Source organism: Paraburkholderia sp. ZP32-5 (assembly GCF_021390495.1).
GTDB lineage: Bacteria > Pseudomonadota > Gammaproteobacteria > Burkholderiales > Burkholderiaceae > Paraburkholderia.
In genome coordinates, this window is sequence record NZ_JAJEJP010000001.1 from 99,913 (window position 1) to 113,845 (window position 13,933).

Below are 13,933 nucleotides of genomic sequence, written 5' to 3' on the forward strand. Positions count from 1 at the left end.
TCGGCCTTGTCTCAGGCCAGCTTCGCAAGTGCGTCCCTGACCCGCATGAAGGCGTCAAGTGCCGCCCTCAGCACGAGGGCACGGTTCATTGAGTTGAGGTTGCACTTCGCCATGTATTGCCCCGTCTTCACCAGCGCTCCGCCGCTCTCCGTGATCACCCTCTCGCGAAGGGTGCCGCGCTCAGTGTCCGAAGCAAGCCCAGTCGTGTCGACGTAGTACTGGAATTCGTCAGGCGGGTAGCAATAGGCGACCGTCGCGAGTTTGCCCAGCGCAGGATTTTGCATCCGGATTGAAAGACCCTTGGTGCCCAGTTCCACAACGGCCCCGAGTTTCGGGAGCGCTGCGAAGAGGTCTTCGTAAAAGGGCCGCGCGGCATCCGAGACTCTCGCCATGAAGCCATCACGGTCGATCCTGGTGAGGCGCGACCTGTCCTTGACTGAGCGGGCGAGCGTTGTCGCACCGACCAGATCGGGCACGAGCACGCGTTGGGAAGAGCCCGTGCGCTGATACTGGCGGATCTCTACAGCAAGCACTTCCACGTTCAGCATTTCCTCGTTCAGGAATTCAACGAGCCGCTTCAATTCGGGTTGAATCTTGTCGGCAACAAAAATCAGCCGGATTCGTCTCGCAACGAGGTTTTCGTGAACCTTTTGCCAGAATTCGTCGGGTGTCGGGTACGTCAGACCGTCGCCCTGGTTCAGGAACTCGTCCAGTTTGTCGGGTGGCAGCTTGTCAGTGCAACCTGCCTCGAAGGCTTTCGTGATGTGATCGATGGTCCAGTACGCGACGCCATTGGCGGCATAGTCGAGCATCTGGGCGACGACCTCCCTTCTCCCACGGGTGTCAGTTGAGCGCTTGCACTCGACGAACGTGGGCATACCGTCCTGGTCGAGAAAAAGGTGATCGAGGCTCCACTTTCCTCCTGAATCCTTGCTGTCAGGCACGCCCAGTTCACGTGAGATGAAGAGCCATCTGCGTGCGGGCGACCCGATCTGGTCGCCGGGCAGCAGGTCCGGGTATCTGGCTAGATAGTCCTGCAGATGCGCTTCCTTCTCGTAAGCGGTTTCGGTCAGCAGAACCAGCCCGGGCTCGCTCTCGTTCAGCAGGAATATCTTCGATTTGTTCTCGCTCATATTCGCCTTTGCTTCGCTCAATCTAGTGCTGGCCTCGGGTTAGTGCATGCTCCCGCGATTCCGCGCTCCCGATAATACTCCGCGCGCAGACGCCGCTTTTCAGAATCGCGGGGTGCGAATAATACGCGGTCGCTTAGCGAACGACTGCGAAGACCTCACCGGTCGGTCAGCAGGTAGGCGAGGATGACCATTGCACCTTGGGAGCTGCCGTTGACGTATTCCTCCGATCATCGTCCGAAACGGGTCGCGAGATGCCGGTCGCCTCGGATAACGCCCCCCTGCGGGAGACCGGGTTGCTGGTTGCCGCTGCGGATCTGGACAGTCCAAGCAATTCCGTGCTTTCGAGTTCAGCTAATCGCGCTCCAGTCCAGCCAATTCCGTTTCCCTGCAAAGAAGAACCAGAACTGCGATAGATGCCAATCGGTCGTGCCGATTTGAGTGCGAAGGGGAACCGGCCGCTCCCCTTCGCACTGCGTGACAGCGTCGCCCGGTACGAAATGTTCACCGCACATCAAGCAAGCGAATTGCATGAAACGTTTATGCCATGCCAAGTCACGCCCGAAAAGAGTAGTGCTGTCGTCTTACAGATAGATTTTTGCGTCAGACAGCGTGGGCGGCGTAACGACAACTCATCGCGCTGATCAGGCGCAACGGGGTAGTCTCGCTCGTTCGTTGTGGCAACTCTGGATGCGGCAGCGGACTGTCATCGCCCGGATGCTGAGGATTCTCGACAGAAATGTCCCCGGTCGACGTCTCGGCGTCGAGTTCATCCACGAATTCCTGCATGCCGTCCACATCTCCCGGCTTCGGTGGACGTGAAGGGCATTTTCAAAAAACTAGCGCCATGTCAACTCCCCCCGGCATGACCATCCCGCATAGCATCGATACAAGCCGACACGCGCGATACAAAGGGGCCGACAGCGAGCGGCATTGCGACACGGCCCCCAACGTCTGTAATAGTGACGTGGTTCGTTTGAACTGGCATCACAGGTTGCCGTGCGCTCATGACAGCCGCGACGATCACTGCACCAAATGCAGCACCCAAGACCGCGACCGTTACGCACAGGCCGGGGTCCTGTTTAACTAATACGTTCATTACTGTGTATTCCTAATCCGTAGGTTGACTTCCGCCCGTAAAAAAACAGAATCAAACAGCGCTGCGGCAGGACACCAGCGCGTGCGACATCCTGTTTGCGTAGCTCAACGATCAGTCGATCGCGATCCCGCGGGAGGGCACATATTCGATACGCTGTAGCCCGACCTCCAGCATCGCGATGAGGTTTCGCTGCGCAGTAGAGCAGGCCTTCATCCACTGGAATTCGCCGCGCTTCGCATTCGCGAGATCATTCAATCCTCCTTTTTACCCAGCGTGATCGATTTGCCTTCGAACCCACATGTATCGCGGCTTCAGGAGCAGACCAATCACGGCCACCACTATCAGAAGCCATGCGTAGTGCCTTGGGCGCGTCCATTGGATAAGCAAACCGCAGGCAAGCCACCAAAGGCATGCCCATTGCCTGATCAAGCTTCGAGTGGATTGAGAGCGACGTGCCCCGCAATGCCCGCATGCATTCGCAGCGCGAGGCAGATTGCTCCCGCAAACGGGACAGCCTTTCAACGTGCGCGTTCTGGCCTTAAACATCCGGCGCTCGTGGTCTGTCATCCGTGTGCTCTATCCATCCGCCACCGAGGTATTGATACAAATCCACAAGGTTCGTGAGTTGCGCCAGTCGCGCGGCTATCAATGCCTGTTGCGTGGTGTAAAGATTCGTCTCCGCGGTGAGCACCGTGAGGTAGCTATCCACACCGGAATTGAACCGGTTGTTGCTGATTCTGAGGATGCGCTCAAGACTCGCCTGCGACCGCTCCAGAGACTTAATCTGGATTTCGTATGCGCTGCGCGCGGCCAATCCATCGGACACTTCCTGAAACGCCGTCTGAATCGCCTTCTCATATGAAGCGATCTCGATACGCTTCTGTATGTGTGCGAGGTCCAGGTTTGCCTCATTCTGACCCGCATCGAAGATCGGCAGCGAAATCTGCGGGCCAAATGCCCACGCTGTCGAGCCCGGCTTAAACAGACCGCTCAACTGCTTCGACTCCGAACCGAAATTGCCGGTGAGCGATATCTCCGGAAAGAACGCTGCGCGAGCTGCACCGATACTCGCATTGGCCGCTTTAAGCGTCTCCTCCGCAGCCACGATGTCTGGACGCCGATGCAAGAGATCCGATGGCAGCTCGGCCGGTATATCGGTTAGGATCTTCTGGCTGTCGAGCGGGAGGCCTGGCGGAAGGTTCGCAGGCAAATCCGAACCGACCAGAAGCACAAGCGCGTCCTGCGTCTGCGCGCGGTTGCGCATCTGCTCTTGCTGCGCAGCTTGAGCCTGTGCGACTACGGTCTCCGCTGATTCAACATCGAGTTCGGATACCGTACCCTGCGCGAACTCGTTCTGCGTGATTTTCAGCTGTCCTTCAGCCGCCTTCAGCGTGTTGGCCGTGACATCAAGCTGCGCGTCGCAAGCGACCAGCATCAGATACTGATTCGCGACTGCGGAGACCAGTGTCATTTGCGCCGCTTTCCGATTTTCCTCTACGGCGAAGAACTGATTGAGCGCCTCACGCTTCAGGCTCAGCGTACGGCCGAACAGATCAATCTCCCAAGCTGAGTATGCGCCCACCGAATACGAACTCGAAAGCGAGCGCTCGCCCGACTTCAGCGTGTTCTCAGGGCTATGTGACCTGTTCAATGCCCCCTGCGCCTGGAATGTCGGCAAGAAGCCTAGCTCTGCAACTTGGTACTGCGCCCGCGCGGCTTCGACATTGAGAAGCGACACACGATAATCACGGTTGTTTATCAGCGCAAGCTCGACAAGTCGATCAAGGCGCGGATCGCCGAGGAAGTCACGCCACCCGATATCCGGTGTAGCTCGCTTGCTGGGCGCCGACTTGGCATCCACCGTCGCGTTAAGGGTCGCGCGCGAGAACGCGGGATAAGACGCCGGAATTGGGGGTTCGGGACGTTGATACGCAGGCTCGAGCGAGCACCCGGCAAGAAGCAGCACGGCACCAATAGGCGCCGCCAAAGACCTAAACATGTTTTATAGCAGTAGGAATGCGGAAACAGTAATCGCCCCACCCGGGATACAGTGGTGGCGCACTCAACCGGGGACATGCCCGGGTGATGGAGATCAGATTTATTTGCCGAGCCCGCCGGCCGCAATAGCCCGTGCGACGCTCGTTGCGAAAAGCTCGTGTAGATGCGTGTGGTCCGGTGACTCCTTTCACCATTTGTCAACTTCGCCTCGTCAGAAAGTGACCGTGACGGCCAGGCTATCCGTGAACGTGTTGCCCGAGCCCGCGACGACACCGGTTTGTCGCGCGTTGATGCGTCCATAGAACGTTAGTGCGCCGCTACCCGACGCAGGCGGATAGGATCCTGAGATGACGGAAGTAGCGCCCGTGCCGTCTCCCCAGATCTTGCTGCGTTGTGTGTCGATGTAGACGTTGTAGGCAAGCGCCTGGCTGCCGGCGAGCATTTGACGCTCCGTGAACGTTCCATTCCCGGCGGCGGCCGCGACGGTATAGGTCACCGTCTGTCCCGGACACTCGACGTCGAGCGTGCCCGTGCTGTCGTCATTTGCCGACGCCAACGGGTTGTAGATGCCGAAATTCAATGCGGTAGCCGTCACCGTGCAACCAGCGGCGATCGCGGCGATCGGCATGGCGAGCAACGAAGCGATAGCCAGAGTGACGTGTACGCGCATCATTTGCATGTCACCGGCCCGATGTTCGGGAGATCGCCGCGGGAGGCCTTGTATTCGAACGATGCGACACAGCGGAAGCCATCACGACCGGTCACGTGGACGCGATTCCAACTCTCCAGATTTTCCAGATAGACCTTTCCTTCGTAGCCAACCGTGCCTCGCCGTGCACCCTGCTCCGAGAGCACCGTGCTCCCGAGCACGACCGGCGTCCCATTGCTCCGGACAAGCCGCACAACGGCGCCGTGGTTTCGATGGACAGGAAAGCGCACCGTGACCGACGAGCGGTCTGCAGGCACGATTTCATGCTCCGCCTGTTCAATATCAGCATCAGCTGGAACATCGCGTGGATCGATCGAAACATGATTCAGCTGGTACGAACGAAGATCCGGAATGAGCACCCGACCGCTCGATCCCGTTTTGCCTACAAATCGATTCTCGTTGTAGACCGTAACGCCCGGCTCGGTATCCACGACCGCAAATGCGTCCTGCACTGTGTTCGCCGCGAAGATCGAGCCATCCGACAGGACGACTGCGCCTTGCGCGGACACTTGCGTGGTGGTGTTACGTCCAATCCGGTCCACGCCAACTCCAACCAGTCCGTGGTCCGACTTGTAGTCCACGTTGCCGAAAACGTGCTGTTGCCGCACGTTTCCAGTGCCCTGCGCCGCCACGTTCCAACCTACATCGCCCACCGTGTTAGCCGATTGCGAGGCCTGCAGCTCCGCGACTGCCTGTCCACCCTGAATGCTTGTGCTTGTGCTAACACTACCCCGCTGCCCAAAGGGCATCGTGAGCGAAAGAAACACACCCGTGCTTGCACCATCCGCCATCTCGCGAAAGGCCGTCAAATAACCAGAGACCGATCCGATCAGATGCGCCGAGTAGCTAACCGATAGCAGTTTCACGTTCTGCTCGTTTGTCTTCACACCGGCGTACGTCACCCCGAGCGAACCCCATCTCGATAGCCCGAATCCGAGCGACGCGCGGTCGAGCCGTCGCTGCGGAATATCGCCATTCACCGTCGCAATATCGCGGAAGTCGTCAGTCGCGCGCTGCGTCGACGCGCTGAAGCTGAACACATGGTTGATGTGCTCAAAGCCGATCATGTATTGCCTGCCCGTGCCTACCTGCGCAGCCGTGGCCCCGGCAGCAGAGGCCGACACGACGCCGAAGTCGCCGACCGATAGCGAAGCGCCGACGCCGCCCATTGCGACGTCCGGAGAACCTTCACCGTGCCCTTCAACCGTTAGCCACGGTGTGATCCCGCGGCGATACGAGAGTTCGCCGGCAGCCGACTCGTAATGATCGTTGGGGCTGGCATAGTCGAGCCGCACCGAGCCGACTTCAGCGCTCAGCGAGCTAAGGCCCGGTTTCAGCAGCGACGGACTCGCATAGAACGGTAGCGTCTGGACGATCTGCCGGCCCAACGCGTCTGTCATGACGACCGAAACGCTTCCGCCGCCAGTGGTCACGGGAAGCTGCGCGATATCGAACGGCCCGGCAGGAATTGGCTTCGACATCTGCTGAATACCGTTGACCAGCACGCTGACAGTGGTCGGCACGGCAGCCGTCCCACCGAAGCTCGGCACCGGATAGGTCACGAGGTCAGGGCGCAACGAAAAGTCCGTCGCGAGCTGGATGCCGCCGAGGCGAACCGGTTGCGACCATGCGAGACCGCCTGTGATGACATCGCCGAGCCGGTACCGATACATGCCGTTCGGATTTGAGTACGTGTAAGTAGTGTCGAGACGCGACGTCAACGAATCAGAGTTCCTGCTGTTGACTGCCTGTAATCCGGAACTGAGAACGCCATATCGATCGAACGCACGCATATCGAGGGTACCGCCGCTGGAATGCACGCCTGCGCCGTTGGTGCTGACCAGATCGTAGTTCACGACGATGCCTGGTGCCGCCGGGGAAACTTGCTTCGCAATGCCGGCGTTCGCGGTGCCCAATTGCGTCGTGGCGATTACTCCCCGGCCAGCTATCAGGTACAGCGCCTGAGAATGCATATCGAGCCGGTATGACAAGCCGTGAATATCGGCCAGGTCGACGAGACCGTCTTTGGAATGATCGGTCGGGAGGTCCGAAACCATCAGGCCGTGCGAAAGCAGATCATGGCTCGAAGCAACGAGCTTCGCGCCGCGCTGCCTTACCGCAATGACCTGCCCTGTATCCCTACCGTTCATAAAGACTTCCAGCACAAACTGTTTATCTGCCGCGAAAGCGACGTTGCCCGAAACGAGAGTGACGAGCACGAGGCGTGCGATGACCCTGACCATCAGCGGTGCGATTACGGCACCTGAACAACTGGCACCGCAATCTGTTTTGACTGTCCATTGATCTGTACCTCAAGCTGCGCCGACGATGCAGTACGTAAGGCAGAGCCTTCAGGAACGTCCCAGCGTCGCTCTGCTCCTCCCAATACATACGCACTTCCATTGAATTTGACGTCGGTGGCGACTAAACCCTCGCCCGTAATCGACATCTGCCCGATCCGCACACGCTTACCGCCTTCATTGACAGCCTTCAGCACGCTGGTACCGTTGCGCGGAATCGAAAGCGTCCAATGCAGATCGCTGGCTGCCCTGGGCCGTGCCTCGAAGAAGACCGGCACCGAGAAATGCAACGAAAGGCGCACACCGGATGCAGCGTTTCCGGTCGGCAGTTCATCGACCAGCAAGCGGTACGTCCCCTCCGCATCGCGCTGACCAGCGCGCAACAGCACACGAATGATCTGCGATTCGCCCGGAGCAATATCAGCTGCTGGGGGACTCACGATCAGGTCGTCCGACTCAACAAGCTTGTCCGGTCCGCTCGGGGGTTGCGTCCACGCGAAAGCGCGCAATTGCAGCGATACCGGCTCATCCGACGGATTCGTGATGACCAGCGTCGCCGACGACCGCTGCGGTTGTATTTCGATCGAGACCGGATGTAATTCCAAGCTTTGCGCGCAGGCACTCAAAGGGACGCCAAGAAAAAGAACACACGCAATAACTGAAGTAATCCGGACAAGCGACATGACCATCGATCAGTACGTCACCGTTACGTTGACAGTGTCGGAGTAGTGTCCGACAACAGCGGCCTGGAGATCTGCAGCCCGAATCTGCATATAGACCGGAATCGACTGAGTGGCGCCGTTGCCGGTTCCTGGCACCGTGTCGGTTCCGACCGTATCGCCCCAATTTGTCTGGCCCTGCTGATCGGTGGTGAGCGAGTATGCAAGCGTTGCCCCGGACTGATCGTCGATGGTGAGCTTGCGGGTTGTCACTGTGGCACCCGTCGCACCTCCTTGATCGAGGCCGACGTTATAGCTCGTTCCGGTTGTGCATGTGATGTTCACCGCACCTTGGCCCGCACCGTCAGCGGCAAAGCTAAGGTCGGAGAGAGCAATGTCAGTGGAGGCCCCGACCGAACAGGATGCGGTGACGTCAGCCGATACACCCAGTACGCCTTGCGCCGTCCCACTGGCCGCTGCGACAGGCGCGGCGGCGACCAGTGCGAGACCAGCGAGGGATGCGATCAGAAGCTTGCGCGGCAGAGCGTGATTGTTCTTCATTTGTTGTCCTTTTCGTTTTAGAGAATTGCGGCCCGGCTACGCCGCGGCTGCGTTGCGATAACACCGAGATTAGGCGTGGCGGCCGCTGCTGCGACCTTGCTCACCCCGAGAAAAGAGATAGCCTTGAAGCCACGTCGCCCCGCTGAGCCGTGCTATACGCACGTCCGTCTCGGTCTCGATTCCTTCAACGACCACCGTTTGTACGCATGCTTTCGCGAGGCTGACCAGCTGCGTCAACCTGACCCGTGCCGTCTCGTCGAGGCGAGCATGACGTAAAAGTGAGCCGTCGACTTTTACAACATCGACGTCTAGAGTAAGCAGGCTTTTGAAACTGCTATATCCACTGCCAACATCATCAAGAGCGACGCGACAACCGACGTTCTTGAGCGCACGAACAAAACCGAACGCTTCTTCGAAGTCGATAAGTGGAGCAGTTTCGGTAATCTCAACAGTCAGCCGTTTGGCAACGTTGGGAGCCTCGCTCAGCTTCAGGAGCGTGAGCGCCCACCACGCGTCGACGGTAGCGCTCTCCGCGGAAATATTGCAACCGATATGGGCGTCCGGATCATCGCGCAAGGTATTGATAACCGCATCGACCACCCAACGATCGAGGCGACGTATCAAGCCCAGGCGTTCGAGACTCGGCAACTGACGACCGACTCGAATCCGGTCAGATTTTCCTTTGGGTGTTTCGGAAAGCAGCGCTTCTTCGTAGACCAACGCGCCTGGTCGATTGGCTTCACGAATCGGCTCAAACGACATGCTCAAACGGCCGGTGGCCATTGCTTCGAAAACGCGTTCCGCGACGACCGTGTCGGCTATGAACTGATCACGCCAGGCTTTTCGTGGCTGCGCATCCTGCACTTTGGGTGCAGCGATCACCGAAGGGTCGAAGGGCCTGTCGTCATCCATATGCGCGATCTTCGCTGTGATCGCTGCAAATGCAATTGTCGAGCCGGTGATGATGGGCCGGTCACCTAGCACAGCCAGTATGCGGTCGAGCAGGATCGCCGCCACCGGCGAACAGCCGACGTCCCGCACAGTTCGTGGTGCGGGCGCGTTGAAAAGGAAAAGCATGTGATCACCGCTCGGGGCAAAGGAGCCCCTGCGTTCCTCACAAAGCACGCGTGCGCGCTCAAAGACAACGTGCCGCACAGCCGATGCAAAAGTCGCACCGTAGGCCTGCTCTATCTGTCGCAGGTTTGTTACGGACGCAACGATGCACAGGGGTTCGCGGGCAGCATGGCTCGGCGCTCTCTTTACGTCGAGACGCGAAAAAAGCGCGCGGAGCTCAGACGCTTCTGGTAGCGAATTGAAGCTCATGCGGGCACCCGATCGTCAATGATCGAGGGTGCAAAAGAGCGTTCGGTGACGAAAAGGTTCGTTTCTGCGAGAGTTCTGCCTGCTAGGAAACTTACGCAAAAAACGGAAGGAAATCAATGATGCGCGGTTGGCATGTCGCGGTAGAAACGACGGTGACGAAAAGGAAGGTTTCCGTCAATCCTTAGGTGCCAGGTGTGATTTAAGCGATACAGGACCACATGTCGGACTTCCGCGCGGAGTCAGGTGGCGATTACCCTATCGCTCGAAAAAGGGAGCGATCATGAGAAATATTGGCTACGCCCGCGTATCGACAGAGGATCAACATCTCGACCTTCAGCTGACCGCCCTGAAAGAGGCAAAGTGCGAACTGCTCTATGCTGATCATGGAGTGTCGGGCAAGAATGCGTCCCGCCCTGGGCTGGATAAGGCACTGGCACGCCTGAAGCCCGGGGACACGTTGGTGGTATGGCGTCTGGACCGGCTTGGCCGGTCTTTGGGGCATCTTGTGAAGTTAATCGAGAAGTTAAGCGTAAAGCGCGTTCACTTCCGCTCGCTGACCGAAGCCATCGACACCACCACTCCCGGTGGCATGCTGGTTTTTCACTTGATGGCGTCAATGGCTCAGTTTGAGCGCACGTTGATCAGCGAGCGGACGAAGGCAGGTATCGCCGCAGCGCGGGCGCGAGGTGTTCAACATGGGCGATCCCCGGCCCTTACGGCGCAACAGCAGGACACGGCCATCAGGTTGCTGGAGAACCATTCGTTTGAAGAGGTCGGCTCAATCTTCAATGTGAGTGACCAGACAATTCGACGTCTGGCCAAGAAGATACCAGGCGCTCGGGAGAATACCGACCGTTCTGCGTGAGCCATGTTAGGGCGAAACGTCTCGGTTGCATGCACTAATGCGCAGATCGAGAATGGCATGTTTCCAACGCGACAACGACTAATGGGAGACTTAAATCCATCGTCTACGCTTGTCAAGAAACGGATTCGATTGATGAGGCAGTGTTCGAGGGCGGTATTCGTCGGCTGTCCGTATGCAGCGCGCCGATCGCTCGCCTCGATGCTGCCATCATGATGCATCGGAACGTATCCGTACAATTCGCGAAATATATCGCTATGCGAATCGTCTGTTAATGGGATGTTGCAACAGGCGACCCGCGCATATAAACCGGCACAATCCCCACCCTTATGAGGCTGCGCGTCAGTGTCTGGGGGTGGATCTCGTAGCGCTGTGCTACCACTTTTCGTGGGAGTTCTCGCAGGAGCCGTTGCGCCTCGCGACATTGCTCATCAGTGAGCGCCCGACGTCGACCGTGTGGCCGGCCCTTTGCGCGAGCGGCAGCAATGCCGGCGCGAGTGCGCTCGCCGATCATCTCGCGCTCGAGCTGCGAGAACGCGGCGACGAGATGAAAGTAGAAAGAGCCCATCGGCGTTGTCGTGTCGATGGTATCCATCAGACTGACGAAGTGAATGCCTTTCTTTGCGAAACGAGCCGTCAATTCGATAAGCTTCAACAGCGAACGTCCCAGGCGATCAAGACGCCAAACGATCAGGGTGTCGCCCTTTTTAAGCGTTCGAAGCGCTCGATCGAGACCGGGCCGTTTGAACTTCGCACCCGATACTCCGTGGTCGGTAAAAATGCGATCACACGATGCCCGCTCTAGCGCTGCGATCTGCAGATCCAGATGCTGGTCATCGGTCGATACACGTGCATAGCCAATTCTCATACGTCGTCTTTCTTGCGGGCGGGCCAATCCATAGCCGAATAGCTTTTAATGGCGAGGGGCTGTTCAAGTCACTTTTCCAGATTGACGAATCCGCGTTCGATTGCGCCGCTATGCAAACGGGTGGTCGGCACAGTGCGGATGCGCAAGTGGCAGCTGTGGCGGATCGCCGCGAAGCTGTTGGAGGCGAGTGCCCTGCCCCGCGCCCGAATGGATTTCGTCCCGGATATCGCGCTGAAACGCGACAACGTTTGCTCATCCGCATTTAGTTGCGGTCACAACCGCTATACCGCGCCAGCGAGTCTCGATTCGGATCAGAGATAGGGCGACGCCTTATTAGGGAGCAATCAACATTGCACTGATTGCTTGATCCTTCTTGTTGGGCGTTAGCGTCCTGAGAACTTTTAGTGGCAGAATTCTAAAGCCACTTAAATTCCGATTGTGTTCTGTCCGTCCCGATCATTGTCTGAAGGTGCCAGCCGTCGCGTTAGTGATATGTACGGAGAGAACGGGAGCCTCATGCCGTGTCCCCCGCTGCCCAACAGATACCTTATGTCCGCTTCGACTCGAAGGACGTGTTGCCTGACGAGCGTCTCGACTATTGGCAGGGCAGCCTGTCCAACGTGTGCACGTTAAGTTTTCCAGGCGGCCTCACCGCATCGGAGTTCAAAGCCCGAAACGAAATGTGGATGCTCGGCGACATGATGCTGAGCGTGCGCGAATGTAGCCCACATATTCTGCACCGCTCCGAACGATCGATAAAGCTGGACCAGCTCGATCACTACAAGATCCATTTTCGAATCGGAAACGGTGCCAACACCGATATGGTCCTTGGACGTCGCCTTATTCATGTGGAAGCAGGCGGAACCGTGCTTACCCATATGGCTCAGCCAGAGCTTGCGCACGTCCACGGCGGCACGACCATTAATGTCATCATTCCGCGTGACCGGCTTGATCCTCTCCTCCCGCGCCCGGTCGATTTGCATGGTGTTACGTTGAACGGCCCATGTAGTGTGCTGCTCGCTTCGCATCTCACGACGCTGACGCAAACGGTCGGCGGACTGACACGCGAACAGCTACCCGCGGTGACAGGCGCAACGCTTCAATTGCTGGCGGCCGCCGTCACGCCCACCCTGGACACACTTGCGCTGGCGCGGCCGGTTGTCGAAGCGACGCTGATGCGTCAGGTGCGCCATTTCATCGAGGCGAATCTCACGAACCCGGACCTTACGCCCGACGTCATCTGCAAGCACTTCAAGATCTCCCGAAGCGCGTTATACCGGATGTTCGAACCACTCGGCGGCGTGGCGGGTTTCATAAAGGAGCGCAGGCTGTACAACATCCACACGCTGCTCACCTCTGCCCAGCATCGCCCTCACCTTCACCGCATCGCCGAGATGCACGGCTTCAAGACAGCCGCCCACTTCAGTCGCTCGTTCCGCGAGCAGTTCGGCTACAGCGCCCGCGAGCTTTTCGCGGCCGCACCACAGCGCCCCGTGCATATGCCAATCTCGGGTGGCCCACGCTATTCGATGGACCGATGGCTGCATTTGCTACGGGGCTGAGTTCGCGGCATCATTTGAGTGACACGAAAATTGTGGCGTTTTCTACATGAAGCCCCCTGCTTCCATGTCCGTGCATCCCCGATGCTCCTATCACCCAGATCGACCGTGAAACAATTGTTGAAAACGGCCGAACACCCCATCACATAAGGCGCGGAGCGGAAAAATTTTCCCTGTGTTTAACGGCAAACCGCAATCGCCTACTTGGCTACACTCGATCTCAAAGTGCGCGGGAAACATCAACGATGCACCGACTGGTCGTGACTAGACGACGTTACCTGCCCGGTGGATTCCGACTTCGAACAGGGCGCACTGGATCGCTGAAAGTAGAGAAGGGCGCATGATCGAGCGGGTGAATTGCGAGGGCTGAGCGTTCCGTGCAGTGAACAAGGTGCGCTATCGCGATGGCATGCCGTGGTCGTACGCACGAAACCCAGTGCAAATGGTGTCGGAAGTGCTCGTGGCCGACAACGATGGCCGCGATTGATCGAACAGATGCGGCACGCGCTCCAAATGCCGGTCCTGACTGATGCCGATTTTCGTGAGCCGCCCCGCGAGCTTCATAGCGCACGCCTTCGGGTGCCGCGATTCGAACCAGTGCGTCGAATATTCCGGCGCGCAAACCTCCAACGTCACCTACAGCGGAAACGAAAGCCGAGTTGCTCACGTTCATGGTGGCTAGTCAGTTGCTTGCGTATGCGCGGTCGGGACAGCGATTACGGACCGAACACCTGATCGAGTCGTGCCAGATCTCGCTGTCTACAACCGGAGCGCGCTGCGACTGGATCGTTCGGGCAAAGCTGGTCGAAGCCTCCGGGTCACTCGCACAACAAGCTCAGGCACTGCCATTCCCGCGTGACGACGC

12 protein-coding genes are annotated in these 13,933 nt (G+C 58.4%); 2 read left to right on the forward strand and 10 right to left on the reverse strand.

Going from position 1 to position 13,933, the window contains the following annotated elements; translation table 11 throughout:
* Positions 1-11 precede the first annotated feature (11 nt).
* The 9 genes from L0U82_RS00415 to L0U82_RS00455 all read right to left on the reverse strand — a co-directional run bounded on the left by L0U82_RS00415 (position 12) and on the right by L0U82_RS00455 (position 9,779).
* Positions 12-1,133 (reverse strand): hypothetical protein, encoded by a 1,122-nt coding sequence (locus L0U82_RS00415; RefSeq protein WP_233827733.1) that lies wholly within the window; start codon positions 1,131-1,133, stop codon positions 12-14.
* Positions 1,134-1,733: 600 nt separating this feature from the next.
* Positions 1,734-1,919 (reverse strand): hypothetical protein, encoded by a 186-nt coding sequence (locus tag L0U82_RS00420; RefSeq protein WP_233827736.1) that lies wholly within the window; start codon positions 1,917-1,919, stop codon positions 1,734-1,736.
* Positions 1,920-2,340: 421 nt separating this feature from the next.
* Positions 2,341-2,484, reverse strand: coding sequence for a hypothetical protein (locus L0U82_RS00425; protein WP_233827737.1), 144 nt, complete (start codon positions 2,482-2,484; stop codon positions 2,341-2,343).
* A gap of 283 nt (positions 2,485-2,767) precedes the next feature.
* Entirely contained in the window at positions 2,768-4,228 is a 1,461-nt protein-coding gene (locus L0U82_RS00430; RefSeq protein ID WP_233827738.1) for an efflux transporter outer membrane subunit, read from the reverse strand.
* A 210-nt stretch (positions 4,229-4,438) separates the two neighbouring features.
* Entirely contained in the window at positions 4,439-4,900 is a 462-nt protein-coding gene (locus L0U82_RS00435) for a spore coat protein U domain-containing protein (RefSeq protein WP_233827739.1), read from the reverse strand.
* Complete coding sequence (locus L0U82_RS00440) at positions 4,897-7,179, reverse strand: fimbria/pilus outer membrane usher protein (RefSeq protein WP_233827740.1); 2,283 nt, start codon at positions 7,177-7,179, stop codon at positions 4,897-4,899. Before L0U82_RS00440 ends, L0U82_RS00435 begins: the two co-directional genes overlap by 4 nt.
* A gap of 11 nt (positions 7,180-7,190) precedes the next feature.
* A complete protein-coding gene (locus L0U82_RS00445) occupies positions 7,191-7,919 on the reverse strand; it encodes a fimbrial biogenesis chaperone (RefSeq protein WP_233827741.1) in 729 nt (242 codons plus the stop codon).
* Between the two features lie 9 nt (positions 7,920-7,928).
* Positions 7,929-8,456 carry a Csu type fimbrial protein gene (locus L0U82_RS00450; protein ID WP_233827742.1) on the reverse strand — a complete coding sequence of 176 codons (528 nt, stop codon included), beginning with the start codon at positions 8,454-8,456 and terminating at the stop codon, positions 7,929-7,931.
* Between the two features lie 69 nt (positions 8,457-8,525).
* A complete protein-coding gene (locus tag L0U82_RS00455; RefSeq protein ID WP_233827744.1) occupies positions 8,526-9,779 on the reverse strand; it encodes an EAL domain-containing protein in 1,254 nt (417 codons plus the stop codon).
* Positions 9,780-10,059: 280 nt separating this feature from the next.
* On the opposite strand from L0U82_RS00455, the gene L0U82_RS00460 reads away from it, so the two are divergent.
* Positions 10,060-10,644 (forward strand): recombinase family protein, encoded by a 585-nt coding sequence (locus tag L0U82_RS00460; protein ID WP_233827746.1) that lies wholly within the window; start codon positions 10,060-10,062, stop codon positions 10,642-10,644.
* A gap of 268 nt (positions 10,645-10,912) precedes the next feature.
* Here L0U82_RS00460 and L0U82_RS00465 read toward each other — a convergent pair whose 3' ends face one another.
* Positions 10,913-11,509, reverse strand: coding sequence for a recombinase family protein (locus L0U82_RS00465; RefSeq protein WP_233827748.1), 597 nt, complete (start codon positions 11,507-11,509; stop codon positions 10,913-10,915).
* Between the two features lie 521 nt (positions 11,510-12,030).
* Here L0U82_RS00465 and L0U82_RS39830 point away from each other — a divergent pair.
* Positions 12,031-13,071 carry a helix-turn-helix domain-containing protein gene (locus tag L0U82_RS39830; RefSeq protein WP_233827750.1) on the forward strand — a complete coding sequence of 347 codons (1,041 nt, stop codon included), beginning with the start codon at positions 12,031-12,033 and terminating at the stop codon, positions 13,069-13,071.
* Positions 13,072-13,933 lie beyond the last annotated feature (862 nt).